Raw genomic sequence first — 16,946 nt, forward strand, 5'->3', positions numbered from 1 at the left:
TCAGCCCGCCTGTTTCTTGAGGAGAACAATGCCGAGAACAGTAAGCACCGGAATCGCAATCAGCAGCGGCAGGAACGACCCCGCCAGATCGGAAAAATCGAGAGCCTTTGAGAAAGTCCCGCGCGAGATCGTCACGAAATAAGTTGTCGGATAAATCTTCCCGATAAAAGCACCCGCCCCTTGCAGCGACGATACGGGGTCGATAATGCCCGAATATTGCACAGCAGGAATGAGCGTCAGCAATGCTGTGCCGAAAATCGCTGCAATCTGGCTATTGATAAAGGTCGATATCACTAAGCCCATGCCAGTCGTGATGATGACATAGAGCAGCGCTGCTGTGGCATAGGTCAGGAAGCTTCCGGTAAATGGCACGCGGAAGATGAAGACCGCAAAGGCTGTCAGCATCAAAAAATTGAGGAAGGCCAGCGCGATATAGGGCAACTGCTTGCCAAGCAGAAACTCGAATTTCGTGACTGGCGTCACATAGAAATTGATGATCGAACCGAGTTCCTTCTCGCGCACCACGCTCAACACCGCGAGCATGGCCGGGATCATCAAAAGGAGAAGCGGAATAACTGCTGGAACCATAGCCACAAGGCTCTGCACGTCCGGATTATAGCGATAGCGAATTTCGAGATTGAAATTGCCAACGGTAGCAGCGTTTCCATAAAGCTCGCGCGCCTTTTGCGTCATCCAGTTGGCGTGCATGCCCTGTACATAACCACGTACGGTTTCTGCACGCGTCGGCATCGCACCATCAATCCAGGCCCCCACCTCAACCGGACGACCACGCGCGACATTGCTGCCAAAGTTCGGCGGGATTTCAATCGCCAGGCTGATCTCGCCTTCACGCATCCTTCGGTCAAGTTCGTCATAGTCGGTAATGGGAGACTTTTCCGTGAAATAGCGCGAACCGGCAAGCTGCTGGGTATAATCCCGGCTGATCGTGGTGTCATCGCGATCAAGTACCGCAAATGTCAGGTCTTCGACGTCAAGATTAATACCATAGCCGATGACGAACATAAGAATGACAGTACCAAGAATGGCTAATGTCGCACGGATCGGATCGCGCTTGAGCTCCAGCGCTTCGCGCCTAGAAAATGCGAGCATCCGCCGAGGATTAGGCAACCAGCTTGATGAAGGCTTTGGATTCTTCACCGGCTTCTTTTCGGGTATTGGATCAGATTTTTCCTGATTACTCTTCTGCGGCGCAGTCTCGCCTATCGCTTCTTCGAGATAGGCAATAAAGGCATCTTCAAGCGTTGCCGAACTGCGACTTTCTGTGATCGCCTTTGGCGTGTCACTGATCAGCACCTTACCCGCATGCATCAGCGAAATGCGGTCGCAAAGCTCGGCTTCATTCATGAAATGGGTCGAGACAAAGATCGTCACATTATCCTTGCGCGAAAGATCGGCAAGTATCTGCCAAAATGCATCACGCGCAACGGGATCAACGCCCGATGTCGGCTCATCGAGAATGAGAATATCAGGCGAATGAATGAGTGCTACAGCCAGAGACAGGCGCTGGCGAATGCCAAGCGGCATAGACTCTGGAAGCTCATCCATAACCCCAGCCAAATCAAAACGTTGCGCGAGTTCCTTGATTCTGCGCTGGGTGTCTTCCGCATTCATTCCAAAGAGCTTTGCGTGCAGCTCCAGGTTCTGATGTACTGTCAATTCTGAATAAAGCGAAAAGGCTTGCGACATATAACCGACACGACGGCGTATATCGATATCCTTGGGATCGACCTCGCGTCCAAACAACCGCGCTGTGCCTTCACTCGCTGGCAAAAGTCCGGTCAGCACTTTCATGGTCGTAGATTTGCCACAGCCATTAGAGCCGAGAAAGCCGAAAATCTCACCGCGCGGAATGCGGAAGCTCACATTATCGACAGCGGTAAAATTGCCAAACCGCACAGTGACATGCTCAGCTTCGATAGCGATGCCGCTATCTGCCTCAGCATTGCGCGGCGGCATCACAACCTCTTTGTGCCCTTCCCGTAACTCCTCCGGCAACAAAGCAATAAAGGCTGCATCGAGATTGGGCGTCTTTGTTTGTTCAAGCAGTTCCTGTGGCGTTCCGGTCGCAAGAATTGCGCCATCATTCATCGCCACAAGCCAATCGAAGCGCTCGGCCTCTTCCATATAAGCCGTTGCCACAATGACGCTCATGCCCGGACGATCTTTGCGAATATCGTCGATCAGCTCCCAGAACTGACGTCGTGACAAAGGATCGACACCAGTTGTCGGTTCATCAAGGATCAGCAAATCGGGATCGTGGATCAGCGAACAGCAAAGACTGGTTTTCTGCTTCATACCGCCTGAAAGCTTTCCCGCCGGGCGATCCGCAAAGGGTGACATCCCCGTTCGAGCCAAAAGATCGGCTATACGGCGTTCGCGTTCATGCTTGTCATGGCCAAATAAGCGACCAAAAAACTCGATATTCTCGAACACCGAAAGTGTCGGATAAAGGTTCTTGCCCAGCCCCTGAGGCATGTAAGCGATACGCGGAAAAACCGACTCACGATGGCGCTTGTTGGAGATATCGCCACCCAGCACATCAATCTTTCCCTGTTGCATGGCGCGTGCACCAGCGACCAGTGAAAGAAGGCTCGATTTGCCGACACCATCGGGGCCGATCAGGCCGACCATACAGCCTGCTGGAACATCGAGTGAGATGCTATGAAGTGCAGCAGCAGACCCGTAGGACAGCCCTACACCTTCAGCGCAGACGACAAAGCTACCGTCTTCCACACCAGCCTTTATCGAGGCCGCACTCATTTTACGGTTTCCGCGAGGTTCTTCGGCCATTCAGCATTCGCATCAAGCTTGACGTAAGCCATTCCTGGCAGGCCAGTTTTTACCTGCTGGATGTATTTTTGCAGCAAATCCTGTGGGATTTTTGCCTTCACGCGGAACATGAGCTTCTGGCGCTCTTCTTCCGTTTCAACCGACTTCGGCGTGAACTGCGCAACATCAGCAACAAAGCTGATCGTCGCCGGGATCACATATTGAGGTGCCGCATCGAGCACTATGCGCGCATCTGCCCCAATAGCTACACGACCAGCCTGCGCAGTCGGCAGGAAGAACGTCATATAGACATCGCTGACATCGACCAGATTAAGCACGCGACCACCGGCTGACAGCACCTCGCCCGGTTGCGCAACGCGATATTGTACGCGGCCCGGCTTTGGCGAACGCAAGGTGGCATCGTTGATATCCGTGTCGATTGTCGCGATGGCTGCCTTTGCAGCCTCAACCGCGGCTTCAGCATCGACCACCTGCGCCTTGGCAGCACTGATCGCGGCTGCGGTTGCCGCAAGTTGGGCTTTGGCGGCACCAACAGCAGCTTCTGCACCTTGAGCGGTTGCGCGGTCATCATCGAGCACCTGCTGGGAAACAGTGCGCGATTCCGAAAGCTGCTGTGAACGAACAAGTCGTCGTTGGGCAGCATCCAATTGGGCTTCGCGTTGCGCGACGGTTGCTTCCGCAGCAGTTTGTTCGGCTTCACGCTGGGCGACGAGACTTTTAGCTGTATCAATGCTTATTTCAGCACGGCGCAGTTGTGCTTCTGCCTGTTTGCGCTGACTTTCAAGCTGAGCCGTATCCATCCGGGCAAGAATGGCATTCGCTTCAACGAATTGACCTTCATCGGCTAGGATTTCGCGGATGCGTCCTGGGCTTTTGGTCGAAACGTCGATCTCAACAGCTTCAATACGTCCATTCCCGCCTGCAATACCATCCGGCAAACCGGGATCGCTCAATGTCTTCCAGGCATAGTAGCCTCCGACGGCCAAAGCCACGACCACACCGGTTACGATCCACTGCTTGCGATTAAATCCCATGCCGAAATATCCTCTGCGTCATCATCTTGCGGACCCGCACAGCTAAATTATGCGGCAAATGATTTTATTAAATCAGACTGAGTTCAGTATTTTCACTGAGGCGAGATCGCCTTGATTAAAATCAACTATACTCAAATGCATCGCAGTTTCATGCGATAAATAACAATAAATATAAGAAAGTTCGCGGGTGCCGATTTAGTGAGATGGAGGGCAATGCTGACAGCACCCGCTGACTGTCGACAGTACAACATTGCAAAAGATCGCGCTGGTGCGCTCGACAGATCCCTAAACAACTTGAGATTTAATTCGGAAAGTTTAGCCGGGACGTCGCTTTAGGTTGGGCCTCGACGTCCCGGGCTGTCAGTTCTGGTGGAACCTGACAACGAGCGATCATTAGCACCCGGTCATGACCGCTTTCTTTGATCTAAATCAATTAGATAATAATTATATGCAATCACACCCACTATTTTGGTGAGCGGCACTTACCCCAGCTCTTCTTTAGATAGGACGATACGCTTTTAAGCTTGGGATCAGACAAAAAGCCCTGCCGAAACAGAATACTGCCTTTGACCTCTGGGATCGCGTCATTGATATCGAGTTGGCGTTTGATTTCGTCCACGCCATTGCCGGCACCCCATTCCGGCTCAGACTTCGCAGAAGTACCCGCGCGATAAAGCGCCATGCCGATATAAAGATCGGTCTTTGTGCCCTTGACGGTATCCGCCCACCATTTCACGATAGGGCCATAGGGCACATCTTTACGCCCTGACGACCAATAGACCTGCGGCGCAATATAGTCGATCAGGCCGTCTCTCACCCAGACGCGTGTATCGGCAAAATCACCATCATAGTTGGTTTTGCCCGCCCGCGTCGGCGAACCGCGAGGATCATCGATCTGATTGCGCCAGACGCCGCCGGGGCTGATACCAAAGCGGACATGTGGCTTGATCGCTTTGATCTTGTGCGAAATTTCCTGCACCAGCGTATAGGTATTGTAGCGCCGCCAGTCATGTTTGCTGGAGAACCGCGTCCCAAAACGTTTGAATGTTTTGTCGTCTTTGAGCGGCGAGCCTTGCGTTTCGTAATAGAAATAGTCATCGAACTGTATGCCATCGACATCATATTTCTGAACGACTTCGGCCGTGATATTCGTCACCCACTGGCGCACATCCGGAATACCCGGATCAAGCACATAACGATCCGCAGATATAGCCACCCAGCCTGGATTGGTTTTATAGACGCTGGGCGGAGAATCGCCGGCAGAGTTTTTCAGTTCTTTCCGCGTTGCTGGTCGCACATCCATCGAAACGCGATAAGGATTGAGCCATGCATGCAGCTCGATCCCGCGCTTATGCGCTTCCGCAATTGCAAAGCGAAGTGGATCGAAGCCCGGATCTTTTCCGAGCGTACCCGTGAGATAAGACGACCACGGCAGATACTCCGATTTATAGAAAGCATCGGCAGCAGGAGAGACCTGAAAAATCATGGCATTGATGCCATGCTCCGACGCCTCATCAAACATCCGCACCAGCTCTTTTTTCTGACGCTTTACCCGTTCGGAATCATCTTCAATGAGAGTGGAAGCCCGCGACGGCCAATCGAGATTAAGAACAGTTGCAACCCAGCTTGCATGAAACGTATCGCAATCAAGTGGCATGGATTACAGAATTCCCGTTCTATACATGTAGTGAGGCCATATTCGGTTTGATATGATCAATTCACTACCTATTTTAAATTTGCATAAAGTCAAAGCGAGGGCACGATGTATAAGAATATCCTGATCACAACTGATGGTTCGGAATTTGCGGAACGCGGTCTCATTCATGGTTTTGATACCGCGAAGGCCATGGGTAGCAAGGTAACCGTGATTACGGTGACCGCTCCCTATTCAATTTCCGGACTTCCTGGTGGTTTTACGGATAGCCCCGAATTCATCGAACGATTTGAAGAAGAGTGGAATGATTACGCCGATAAGGCGCTCTCTCGTGCACGCGAGCTCGCGGTCGAAGCGGGCGTTGAAATCCATACTTTGCACGTCGTTGCTCATCATCCTGCAACATCCATCATCGAAACGACCAAAGAGCTGCGTAACGATCTGATCGTCATGGCGTCCCATGGCCGTCGCGGGTTGAAAGGCATGTTGCTTGGAAGCCAGACCTATGAGGTCGTAACGCGCAGCTCAATTCCTGTGCTGGTCGTGCGCTAAAACTCAGCTTGCCTGATGACCGGTGGCGCTTTCAATATCAACGCGGAAAAAGACGGGGTCCAACTTGCGCTGCTCTCCGCCACCGGTGATGGTTTTAGTATATGCAGGCTCCCACCATGTCGGCTCGTTGGCCATCATATTGACGATGGCCGCCTTCTCTTCTTCGCGGATGATTTCCCGATAATGCCCGTTCACCACCACGCTGCGCCATTGGGTGCGCGAAACAATATGATCGAAGAGAATGCAGACAGCTGCATTCTTCCGCATTGCCTCGGTCTTCTGCCCGTCAGTTGTGAATGAGTAAAGCGAGCCACCGCTAAACCGAAACCCGAGGGGCACAACGTAAGGCCGGTTATCGAGAACATAACCCAGCCGCCCAACCTGCGTATGCTGGATCATATCGCGGATATCAAGTTCCGACATTTCTTTGATTATCATGGCAGGCGTCCCTCGTTCGGCTAATCCATCGATAGATTACTATAGGGTAGCGATTGGGCTTTGACTGCAATCAAAACTAGATATTCAGACGAATAAGCGTCCTTCGGCAATCTTCACTGCCGTCCCGCCAATGCGCGCGCCGGTTAATGCGCCTTTGGTAACATCTAGCTCAAGGCGAATGCGCGATGGACGCCCCATCTCCATGCCCTGTTCGATCCACCATTGCGAACTGCCGTCAACCGGCTTGTCCTTGGCCAAAATCATCCCGGCAAAAGCAGCAGCTGCGGAACCTGTCGCCGGATCTTCATAAACATTCGCGCCCGTCACGAACATGCGCGCATGATAATTGCTATCGAACAAAATTGTCTCGCGACAATAAACATAAATCGGCAGCGGGCGCTCCGCGACATGTGGCAGGCTTTCGCTAACATAAACCGGATCGATCGAAACTTTAGCAGCAGCGATCAGATTATGTACCGGAACCAGAAGATAAGGCGTGCCTGCACTCCAGACGGCAGGCACATGATTCTCGAAACCGATTTCATGTGTGCCCAGTCCGATTGCGGCGGCGGCTTCCTCTTTCTCAATCTTTATATCAAGCTTTTCCGGCAGGCGTGGCAGATCAAATTCGGCAAAGGCGCTATTCTCACCCAGAATAACGCCGCAGCGAACTACACCGACCTTTTCTTCCAGTGTTACCAGGCGATCAGACTCATCGCCCGTTTTGCGATGTCGCGCTAGTGATACGGCAGCGCCCACTGTTGGATGTCCGGCAAAGGGAAGTTCGTAGTCCGGCGTGAAAATACGCACAGCAGCTTCATGAACCGGATTTTCGGGTGGAAAGATGAAGACCGTTTCGGACAAATTGAATTCGCGCGCAATGGCCTGCATGCGCGCATCAGTCAGCCCCTCACTGTCGTGAACAACAGCCAATGGATTTCCAGCCAGAGCCTTATCGGCGAAAACGTCGAAAATCTCGTAATAACGGCCGGCACTGGCAGCTTCGGTCATCTTTAAATTCTCCCTCACATCGGTCGATGATAGTCCGCGAGCATAGCCAATTTCGCCGCCCTGTCATCTGTCAGAACCAACCTCACTGTTGATTATTAAAATGCCAATCAGCAAATGCTCGAACATAGGACGGCGTCGCCTCCCCCATGGCACCTGATCGCGTCACGGGAATGATTTCAGCAAGCTCTGGTTCAGCCTGCTTGGCGATATTATCTTTAATCCGTTTCAGCAATTCAGCGGTAGGCACATCAAAATAATAACGCCGGAAAAGCGCAATGCTACCATCGGCGGTAACAAGATGAGTTTTCGGCTCGACCTTCGCATAGCCAAGCTCCATCCCAGTCTCTTCAAAGACTTCGCGTGCCATGTTGGCTTCATAATTGACTCTGTCACCGACAATATCGTGGTCGTCGATAGAACCGGCGGGAAAGTAAATGCGACCTGCCACGGCGTTATGTGCGCTCATGCGCGCAGCAATCAGATGCCCCTCGGCAGAGACCATGATGCCAACACCAAAAATATGCCAAGGCTTTTCGGTTACAAGATCACCGCGCCAATACATCAGCGTTGCAAAACTGGTACGTCTGAAACTCGCTTTAAAAACCCGATCATCAAGATGCGCTTCAGGCGCCAGATAAATCTCGCCATCGAACAGCCTTGAGTTGGCAGCAACCGCCTTTCTCCAGTTTTCAGCAATGGCAGGCTTGTTGTGCTCGGTATAAAAAAGAGGATCAGGCAGAACCCTGACATCGACACGATCAATTTCATAGATCGTGTTTTCTTTCACCTGCTGCATCAGTTGCCTCATTTTCAAACGATGTTCAACGTCACGGCCACGGGACAATGATCGCTGGCCTTGGGCCGGTCCCATCCGGCGCGCGGATAGCGTTCAACATCTTGTCCTGGCGGGAAAATGGTGCGCCATGGCTGTCCACGCCGAATAATCTGTGGAATGGCACTCTCGTTCTTGTTCGCAAATGACGGCGAGGCCAGAATGTAATCGAGCTGGCAAAGGTGCCGTTCTTGCGGCCCACGTGTGTGATAGAGCGTCCAGCGATCCATGACCGGGCGGCGTTCAACCAAATTGACGGCAAAGCCATCAGTGAGCAGCGTATCGATCGCGCTTACTTCTTCCGTAAATGGAGTAAACTGGTACCCATTCCACTCATCACCATCGATGACGATCCGTTCGCGATAATCGTTGAAATCGCCACAGATGAGCCAGCGCTTATCAGCCGTCTGCCCCACCCCGAACTTGTCTTCGATAATCCGCCTGATCGCAAGCGTTTCGGCCTGTCGTACAGGCAATGATGCCGTTCGCCCATCGAAACCGTTGCGCGCGCCGCCCATAGATTTCAGATGGACCACAAACAATGACAAAGGCTTGCCACCAATTCGCATATCGAGATTGAGACAATCGCGCTTGAAGATGCGGTCGTGCGGTTCCAGCCCCAGTTCGGCCAGCACCGGCTGGTAAAGTTCCAGATCATTATAGGTCAGATGTGCGTGGCTCGTGACTTGAGTGATCTCGATGGGTTGACCATCGCGCGTGGTGTCGCGCGCCATAACCGCCACATCAATACCGCGACTGTCATTGCCGTCGATTAGATATTTGTTGCGGTAGCCCTGGCCAATCATCTTGAAAAGATAGCCATATTCAAAGGCATTGAGTGCCGCGAGATTATCGACTTCCTGCAGACAGAGGATATCGGCTCGAGCTTCAGCAATAGCCAACGCCGTCATCTGGCGCGTATCATCTGCATGGGCGACGGCACGCGCCTGCTCCAGCAAACGGTATTGCGTTTCATCGCCAATTTCGAACAATTTGAGCGAACGGTCCTGATGCAATTCATTGCGAAAGCCGGAAAAATCAAACCGGCGCATCAGATTTTCGACATTAAATGTGGCTATCGTAAACATGCCTGCGCAATCTCGCGACTTGCGTTATGATTGGCAAGAACTTCTTTTCCAAATCTGGCGATCTTGATGATTTTCTGCCGAACAATCCCCATATGAAAAGAAGCAATAAGGATGGAATACGATGATGGGTAAGATTTGGCGTGTGGCGCTTTGTTCGGGCCTGTTTGCAGCGAGCCTTATCGGCAACGCTGCGGCGATTGAACTGCGGAAAACACCCTATCTACCGTCCTTACAGCCCAGCAAGCCGCCGATCATGGGATCTATGCCGCGCTCGTATCAGCCAAAAGCCGGCTCGAGTAAATGTTATGGCGTGGGCTGTCGCGACAGTGGCAATTATATTTCGCGCGAAGGCATCCCGATCTATAAGAATGGCGACCCTCTTCAGGTGCGTCCGTCCAACCGCAAGCCGGTGACGACGTTCGGGCCCAGCAGCAACCACATCCAGTGGTGCTCGAACCGCTATCGCAGCTATCGTACCTCCGACAATACCTACCAGCCGCTGGCAGGACCGCGTTCAGGCTGTAACTCGCCATTTCAATAAAACAAAAAGGCCGGAGAAAACTCCGGCCTTGTTGTTCTTACTAGGCAGCTTCCGATTTGGAATGCGTGCGGATCAGACGACCGAGGCGCATGATGCCCTCATCGATCATTTCGTCATTTGCACAGGAATAGCTCAGACGCAGCGTGTTCGCGCCAGTACCATCGGCAAAGAATGCTTTGCCGGGAACGAAAGCCACTTTTTCGCTTTCAATCGACGCTGCGAGCAATGCCGCGCCATCCATCCCCTTGGGCAACGTGACCCAGATGAACATGCCGCCTTCTGGCTTGGTCCAGTCAGTGCCTTCCGGCATATATTTGGCCAATGCTTCCAGCATCTTGTCACGGCGATGTTTGTAAACACCATGAAGCTTCGCAACCTGCTTGTCGAAGCCACGCGACGCCACATGGTAAATAGCAATCTGGTTGATCGTCGACGAATGCAGATCAGCGGCCTGCTTCATCAAGACCAGCTTGCGGATGACCGACTGTGAGGCGACCACATAGCCAACGCGCAAGCCCGGTGCCAGCGTCTTGGAGAAAGAACCGCAGTAGATGGTGCGGGTCTTTTCAATGTCGCCACCATTACGCGCAATATCGAGCGAAAGGATCGGCGAAATCGCTTCTCCATTGTAACGCAAATACTGGTAGGCAGCGTCTTCGATGATCGGAACATTGAGTTCATCCGCATCGGCCAACAGCTTTTCGCGGCCTGCGAGATTAACGGTCTCACCGGTCGGATTGCTGAAATCTGCTGAGAGATAAGCAAACTTGACCTGACCGCCTGCCTTTTCAGCCATCTGCTGATAGGACGCAGGCGTGCGGTTGCCATTCATCGAAAGAATATCATAGGTTGGCTCATAGGCATTGAAAGCCTGCAGCGCGCCAAGATAGGTCGGGGCTGTCACCAATGCCGTGTCATTTGGCGAGATGAACAGCTTGCCGAGGTAATCGAGCGCCTGCTGCGAACCGGATGTGATGAAAACATTGTCCTCGGTGCAAGGAATGCCAATTTTGGCAAGCTCGCTCACCAGCCATGTGCGCAGCGGCTTATAGCCTTCTGACACAGAATATTGCAGCGCTGCATTGGCTTCAGGGCCGCCAAAGATATCCTTATAGGCGGTCTGGAATTCGTCATGCGGGAACAATGCAGGATCGGGGATGCCGCCAGCAAAGGAAATAATATCCGGGCGTTCCAGCAATTTCAGAAGTTCACGGATTTCCGAAGCGCGCATACGTTTCGAGCGCGTTGCAAATACAGTTTCCCAGTCCAGCACGGGAAATCTCCTCAATTCGTTTGAAGGCAAAGCCTCCTCAAACTTCACCAGATAAAGGTGAAGCGATAGCGCAAATTTCAGCCGACGAGAACACCTCTTTCCATGCTCACATGGAATAAAGATATTCAGAATTGTTTTGGCTTAACCGCGCACAAAACATAAATCCTCTAGCCATTTGACGATCTTTTCGTGCGCAACACTTCGCGCCAAGAAATTCAAATGCCTTTCATGTGCTAAAGGGGCGTAAGAAACGCCCCTTTTTTAATCTGATCTTAGAACGCTCGAAATCTAATGAGATTCAGACTTCTGGCCGACTCAATGACCAAAACCTAAATGCCTCAGATTTTTAGTTACGTTCTTTGTCGACCAGCTTGTTCTTGCCAATCCATGGCATCATGCCACGGAGTTTTGCGCCAACTTCTTCGATCTGGTGAGCATCGTTCATGCGACGGATACCCTTGAAGCGAGCTGCACCAGCCTTGTATTCCTGCATCCAATCGGACGTGAACTTACCAGTCTGAATGTCGTGCAGAACGCGCTTCATTTCTGCCTTGGTTTCAGAAGTGATGATACGAGGACCAGATACGTATTCGCCCCACTCAGCAGTGTTGGAGATCGAATAGTTCATGTTGGCGATACCGCCTTCATAGATCAGGTCAACGATCAGCTTCACTTCGTGCAAGCACTCGAAGTACGCCATTTCTGGCGCATAACCAGCTTCCACAAGGGTTTCAAAGCCAGCGCGGATCAGTTCAACCAGACCGCCGCAAAGAACAACCTGCTCACCGAAAAGATCGGTTTCGCACTCTTCCTTGAAGGTGGTTTCGATAACGCCCGAACGACCGCCGCCAACGCCCGAAGCGTAGGACAGAGCCAGATCATGTGCGTTGCCCGAAGCATCCTGATGGATAGCGATCAGGCAAGGAACGCCACCGCCCTTCTGGTATTCGCCGCGAACGGTGTGGCCCGGGCCCTTTGGCGCGATCATCACAACGTCGGTTGTCTTCTTAGGCTCGATCAAACCGTAGTGAACATTGAGGCCGTGTGCGAAAGCAATCGCGGCACCGTCACGCAGGTTGTTGTGGATGTGTTCCTTATAGATTTCAGCCTGCAATTCGTCAGGCGTCGCCATCATCAGAAGGTCGCCCCACTTGGCAGCATCTGCAACGCTGAGAACTTCAAAGCCATCAGCCTCAGCTTTTTTTACAGTCGGGGAATCGAGGCGCAGCGCAATACGCACATTCTTGGCACCAGAATCCTTGAGGTTAAGCGCATGGGCGCGACCCTGGCTGCCATAGCCGACGATAACGACGTTCTTCGACTTGATCAGGTTAACGTCTGCATCGCGATCGTAATATACGCGCATTTCCATATTCCCTTCATTCAGATTGTTTTTCAGATTGCTCTGTGGCCTTCTCTCGTCGGCCGTTGGTTTATGCCCCGTAAAGAGCGAAAAACTGCTTTGTGGCGCGCCGGGCGTCCCGGATAACCACTTCGTCAGTCAGTTCCAGCCGGTCGCCAAGCAGCAACCGGATCTGCATGTCCCGGACGACAAGTCCGAAAAACGCACGAAATGCTTCGTCAATATCGTCAAAAGCCAGAAGCTTTGCTTCCTGCCCCATTTCGAGGATCGGCTTGAGACGCTTCGCCATCGCAACCGGGCCGTTCGCGAGAACGATGTCCCCCAAGGCCGACTTACCCGATGCCGTATGGCTCACAGCCAGACGGTTCAATGCGATAGATGTCGGACCCGACAGCACAAGCAGCCAGTCACGCGCAAAATGTTCAAGGCTGGAGAACAACGATTCCGCATCAAGTTTCTCGCGCGCCACAGGCACGACACGAACCTTCGATGCCTGCCAGCGCACCATTGCTGTGAGCAGACCATCACGATCACCAAACCATTTATAGAGGCTTTCCTTGGAGCAATTAGCGGCACGCGCAATGCTCGCCGTTGTCAAAGCGCGGTCCCCACCTTCGACAAGAAGGCGTAACGCCTGCTCCAGAACATCGTTCTGACGCGGCGAAAAAGACGGCTGCTTCTGAGCCTGCAATTCGTCGCTTTTATCAGTCACGGATCAATCCCTCCACCTTGTACCGTACGGTACGGTTCCGCTTATTAATCCTTGCTTGAGAGGCCGTCAAGCAGGATTTTTCACGATGAACGAAGATTTTAGAAATGTGATCCCCGTGTTGCCGCCAGCACTTTGTCAGCAACAGGAAAGAAGCCAACAAATTCAAAAAGAAAGGGCGCCTTCCGGAATCAAATTCTCAGAAGACGCCCTTTGAAATTTAAGAAGAGTGCGGCTCGCAGTCTTAAAGATTTACCTGCGTTCCAATCTCCACTACGCGGCCCGTTGGAATCTGGAAGTATTCCGTCGCATCAGATGCAGTACGGGCAAGCAGGATAAAGAGCTTATCCTGCCATAGCGGCAAACCAGAATGTGCCGACGCCTTCAACCAACGGCGAGACAAGAAGAAAGATGTCGTCATGATATCAAACTTCCAGCCAAGCTTGCGACACAGGCCGAGCGCGCGCGGAATATTAGGTTGCTGCATATAGCCAAACGTCAACGTCACCTGCATGAAACGCTCATTATATTGCGAAACACGCGCACGATCGGCGCTCGAAACCCAAGGTTTGGAAGCTGTGACAACCGTCAGGATGACGTTGTTTTGATGCAAAACCTTATAGTGCTTGAGGCTATGCATTAGTGCTGTTGGCGCACTCTTTGGATCGCCCGTTAAAAATACCGCCGTTCCCGGAACGATGGTCGGTGGACGTTTGTTCATCTGCTCAACAATGAGATCGAGCGGCACTTCAGCCTTGCGGGTTTTCTGGAACAAGTGGCGGGTACCGCGCACCCAAGTCCACATGATGATGACCAGAATGAGCGCAAAGGTAATCGATGCCCAGCCGCCTTCATGCACCTTGATGATATTGGCGCTGAAGAACATGATATCGATGACGAGAAAGCCCAGGATCAACGGCAGCGCACGGCTCACGCGCCAATTCCAGATGCGCGTCATGACAAAATAGAGCAGCCCTGTCGTGACCAGCATATTGCCGGTTACAGCGATACCGTAAGCGGACGCGAGATTATTGGACTTCTCAAAGCCAAGCACCAGAATGATAACAGTCAAGCCCAGCAGGAGATTGACGCGCGGAATATAGATCTGCCCGTGCAGCTTCTCCGAAGTATGCTGGATTTCGAGACGGGGCAGAATGTTGAGCTGAACGGCCTGACGAGCCACCGAAAACGCACCGCTGATAACCGCCTGACTGGCGATTACGGTTGCAGCAGTTGCCAGCAACACCATTGGCCAGAGCGCAAATTCTGGCATCATCTGAAAGAATGGTAATGCTGCAGCTTCGCCATGCGAAAGCACGAAGGCCGCCTGCCCGAAATAGTTGAGCAGCAGGCATGGGAACACGATCCACAGCCAAGCCCGCACAATCGGCTTGCGTCCGAAATGCCCCAAGTCTGCATAAAGCGCCTCGGCACCAGTCATGGCAAGGAAGACCGCGCCAACCGTAATGAACGCCACGCCAGGGCTGACCACGAGAAACCGCAGCGCGTAATAAGGATTGAGCGCCGCCATCACTGTGGGGTCGTCAAAAATATGCCAAAGACCGGACGCACCAAGCGCCAGAAACCAGACTGCCATGATCGGACCAAAAACGATGGCGACCTTGCCTGTCCCGTACTTCTGAATGGAGAATAGAACAACGAGAATAACCACAGTGATGGGAACCACAAACGGCGTCATGTGAGGTGCAACAATCTGCACGCCTTCCACTGCGGAAAGCACCGAAATCGCAGGCGTGATGACGGCATCGCCAAAAAACAGCGCTGCTCCGCAAATACCGGCAGCCAGAATGACGTCGGGCCGCCCTTTCAAGGCAGCCCGTACCAAAGCCATCAGAGAGAGAATGCCGCCTTCGCCATTATTGTCGGCGCGCAGCACGAAAATCACATATTTGACCGTAACAACGAGCAAAAGCGCCCAGAAGATGAGAGAAACAACACCAAGAATGTCACTTCTGGAGAGAAACCCATCCGAGGTTGCCGCATGTAGTGCTTCACGAAAAGCGTAGATCGGACTTGTGCCGATATCGCCATAGACAACGCCCAGCGCGCCAAGGACGAGCGTCTTCATGCTATCGTGAGAGTGGTCGTTTTCTTCGGAAACCATTGCGCTTTCAGGAGAAACACCAACCGGCAGCGTGTTCTGAGAACCCGACAGTGCATCTCCTGCGACTGACGTGTTCTTATCTGGTTGCTCGCTGCTCATATGCAGACACCTCGCAAGGTCGTAAGTATCGGGATGGAATATCAGAGCGTGTGAGAATTAAACAAACCGTCCACAGCTAGGGAATACACGATAGCTGTAAAAAGTTCCCACACCAATTGGCGATCAGCCATATGTTTGACGTGTCAAAGTTAAACTCTTTATAGAAAAGTAATCTGCACCGGCACACTGGCGCGGAACACGAACTGCGGAAAACTTCATGTATGCTTCCCTCAAACGATCCAGCGCGCCCCCAGCGCATGTATATCAGGCGGGCGGTCTATATCTTGTCGCGCCCGCGCACAAATGCAGATTTCGCAAGGCTTCGCTCCGAGCCATGCGCTCAATGCACTGCCTACCCGGCCAGTGGATTGAATTTGACGTTTGAATCCCGACCAACACAAATGCTGTTTCAAACGTCAAATTCGCAAAGACCACTAGATTCAAATACTTGCTAGTGGCCTTTTTGATTCTGACATTTGTTTAACGCCTGCCTCAAGGGATGCAAATGTCGGAATCAGACCGCTAATGCACCTATATAACGGCTAACAGTGACAGGCATGCCGTACATCAAAGCATCTGCCGTGAGTCCATGACCGATAGAAACTTCACTAAGCTGCGGCACATGTTTGACCAGCGCGGGCAGGTTTTCAACTGTCAGATCATGCCCTGCATTGATTGCAAGCCCAAGTGCCGAGGCAGCAGCTGCTGCCTTACCAAGACGGCTCAGCTCTCGTGCTGCAGCCGCTGGATCGTCATAAGTCGCACCATATGGGCCGGTATAAAGTTCAATTCGGTCTGCACCGATGGCCTTTGCCTTGTCATAGCCAAGCGGGTCAGGGTCAGCAAATAGAGAAACGCGCATACCGTTTGACTTCAAACGCTGGATGATTGGGGAAAGAAAATCAGCTTTGGTCTCGAAGTCCCAACCATGGTCAGACGTCGCCTGCATCGGATCATCGGGAACCAATGTCACTTGCTCTGGCTGATGCTTTTCCACAAGTTCAAGAAAGGCTTCCGTGGGAAAACCTTCAATATTAAACTCAGCCTGCGGATATTCATCGTCGATCAAAGCACGAATATCGCCAAGATCGGAAAAACGGATATGTCGCTGATCAGGGCGCGGATGCACGGTCAACCCAGCTGCTCCGGCAGCAAGGGCAGCGCGCCCCAGCCCGGTGACACTTGGCCAGGGTAGATCACGCCGGTTGCGCAACATGGCTATGGCGTTGAGATTGACGGACAGTTTTGCAGGCATAGAGCTTCGCCCCCTCAAATCAGGATATGGCTTTATATCGCCTGCCGGTAAAAAATGTGAGTGTTTTCCGGTCGCACCCTGCACGCAATCCCAAACAGCCGTCATTGCTGTATTTTTCGCAAGCCCACCGCAACTTTTGCGCATCCAAAAGCGTTTGAACA

General features: G+C 52.4%; 15 protein-coding genes. 3 read left to right on the plus strand and 12 right to left on the minus strand.

The annotated features are described in order from the left end of the window. The 3 genes from rbbA to CES85_RS16420 form a co-directional block, all read right to left on the minus strand. Positions 1–2,781 carry a ribosome-associated ATPase/putative transporter RbbA gene (gene rbbA, locus CES85_RS16410; RefSeq protein WP_095446911.1) on the minus strand — a complete coding sequence of 927 codons (2,781 nt, stop codon included), beginning with the start codon at positions 2,779–2,781 and terminating at the stop codon, positions 1–3. Beyond that, the gene (locus tag CES85_RS16415) at positions 2,778–3,845 is read right to left on the minus strand and encodes an HlyD family secretion protein (protein ID WP_095446912.1); all 1,068 of its coding nucleotides are present in this window, start codon (positions 3,843–3,845) and stop codon (positions 2,778–2,780) included. Before CES85_RS16415 ends, rbbA begins: the two co-directional genes overlap by 4 nt. 463 nt (positions 3,846–4,308) lie before the next feature. Next, positions 4,309–5,502, minus strand: a complete 1,194-nt coding sequence (locus tag CES85_RS16420) for a glycoside hydrolase family 10-like protein (protein ID WP_095446913.1) — start codon at positions 5,500–5,502, stop codon at positions 4,309–4,311. Between the two features lie 105 nt (positions 5,503–5,607). Here CES85_RS16420 and CES85_RS16425 point away from each other — a divergent pair, with 105 nt between their 5' ends. Next, positions 5,608–6,051: a universal stress protein gene (locus CES85_RS16425; RefSeq protein ID WP_095446914.1), complete on the plus strand. Its 444-nt coding sequence runs from the start codon at positions 5,608–5,610 to the stop codon at positions 6,049–6,051. 3 nt (positions 6,052–6,054) lie between these two features. Here CES85_RS16425 and CES85_RS16430 read toward each other — a convergent pair whose 3' ends face one another. The 4 genes from CES85_RS16430 to CES85_RS16445 form a co-directional block, all read right to left on the minus strand. Next, positions 6,055–6,489: a pyridoxamine 5'-phosphate oxidase family protein gene (locus CES85_RS16430; RefSeq protein WP_095446915.1), complete on the minus strand. Its 435-nt coding sequence runs from the start codon at positions 6,487–6,489 to the stop codon at positions 6,055–6,057. An 84-nt stretch (positions 6,490–6,573) separates the two neighbouring features. Beyond that, positions 6,574–7,500, minus strand: a complete 927-nt coding sequence (locus CES85_RS16435; RefSeq protein WP_095446916.1) for a PhzF family phenazine biosynthesis protein — start codon at positions 7,498–7,500, stop codon at positions 6,574–6,576. An 82-nt stretch (positions 7,501–7,582) separates the two neighbouring features. Continuing rightward, the gene (locus CES85_RS16440; protein WP_095446917.1) at positions 7,583–8,296 is read right to left on the minus strand and encodes an NUDIX hydrolase; all 714 of its coding nucleotides are present in this window, start codon (positions 8,294–8,296) and stop codon (positions 7,583–7,585) included. A 14-nt stretch (positions 8,297–8,310) separates the two neighbouring features. Continuing rightward, on the minus strand, positions 8,311–9,420 hold the full coding sequence (locus CES85_RS16445; protein WP_095446918.1) for an endonuclease/exonuclease/phosphatase family protein: 1,110 nt from the start codon (positions 9,418–9,420) through the stop codon (positions 8,311–8,313). Positions 9,421–9,541: 121 nt separating this feature from the next. On the opposite strand from CES85_RS16445, the gene CES85_RS16450 reads away from it, so the two are divergent. Beyond that, positions 9,542–9,961 carry a BA14K family protein gene (locus CES85_RS16450; RefSeq protein WP_095446919.1) on the plus strand — a complete coding sequence of 140 codons (420 nt, stop codon included), beginning with the start codon at positions 9,542–9,544 and terminating at the stop codon, positions 9,959–9,961. Between the two features lie 40 nt (positions 9,962–10,001). On the opposite strand, the gene CES85_RS16455 is transcribed toward CES85_RS16450, so the two are convergent. The 3 genes from CES85_RS16455 to CES85_RS16465 all read right to left on the minus strand — a co-directional run bounded on the left by CES85_RS16455 (position 10,002) and on the right by CES85_RS16465 (position 13,309). Then, positions 10,002–11,234: an aminotransferase-like domain-containing protein gene (locus tag CES85_RS16455; RefSeq protein WP_095446920.1), complete on the minus strand. Its 1,233-nt coding sequence runs from the start codon at positions 11,232–11,234 to the stop codon at positions 10,002–10,004. A gap of 346 nt (positions 11,235–11,580) precedes the next feature. Beyond that, a complete protein-coding gene (gene ilvC / locus CES85_RS16460; RefSeq protein WP_095447923.1) occupies positions 11,581–12,600 on the minus strand; it encodes a ketol-acid reductoisomerase in 1,020 nt (339 codons plus the stop codon). A 67-nt stretch (positions 12,601–12,667) separates the two neighbouring features. Continuing rightward, entirely contained in the window at positions 12,668–13,309 is a 642-nt protein-coding gene (locus CES85_RS16465; RefSeq protein WP_007875688.1) for a TetR/AcrR family transcriptional regulator, read from the minus strand. A gap of 85 nt (positions 13,310–13,394) precedes the next feature. Between CES85_RS16465 and CES85_RS28130 the strand changes: the two genes are divergently transcribed. Further along, on the plus strand, positions 13,395–13,523 hold the full coding sequence (locus CES85_RS28130) for a hypothetical protein (protein WP_268967528.1): 129 nt from the start codon (positions 13,395–13,397) through the stop codon (positions 13,521–13,523). Between the two features lie 27 nt (positions 13,524–13,550). Here CES85_RS28130 and CES85_RS16470 read toward each other — a convergent pair whose 3' ends face one another. Both CES85_RS16470 and CES85_RS16475 read right to left on the minus strand, forming a co-directional pair. Next, positions 13,551–15,431 (minus strand): potassium transporter Kup, encoded by a 1,881-nt coding sequence (locus CES85_RS16470; protein WP_167388311.1) that lies wholly within the window; start codon positions 15,429–15,431, stop codon positions 13,551–13,553. 613 nt (positions 15,432–16,044) lie between these two features. Further along, on the minus strand, positions 16,045–16,785 hold the full coding sequence (locus tag CES85_RS16475; protein ID WP_095447924.1) for a pyridoxine 5'-phosphate synthase: 741 nt from the start codon (positions 16,783–16,785) through the stop codon (positions 16,045–16,047). Between the last annotated feature and the right edge of the window lie 161 nt (positions 16,786–16,946).

Source organism: Ochrobactrum quorumnocens, assembly GCF_002278035.1.
In the GTDB taxonomy this organism is placed as follows: domain Bacteria; phylum Pseudomonadota; class Alphaproteobacteria; order Rhizobiales; family Rhizobiaceae; genus Brucella; species Brucella quorumnocens.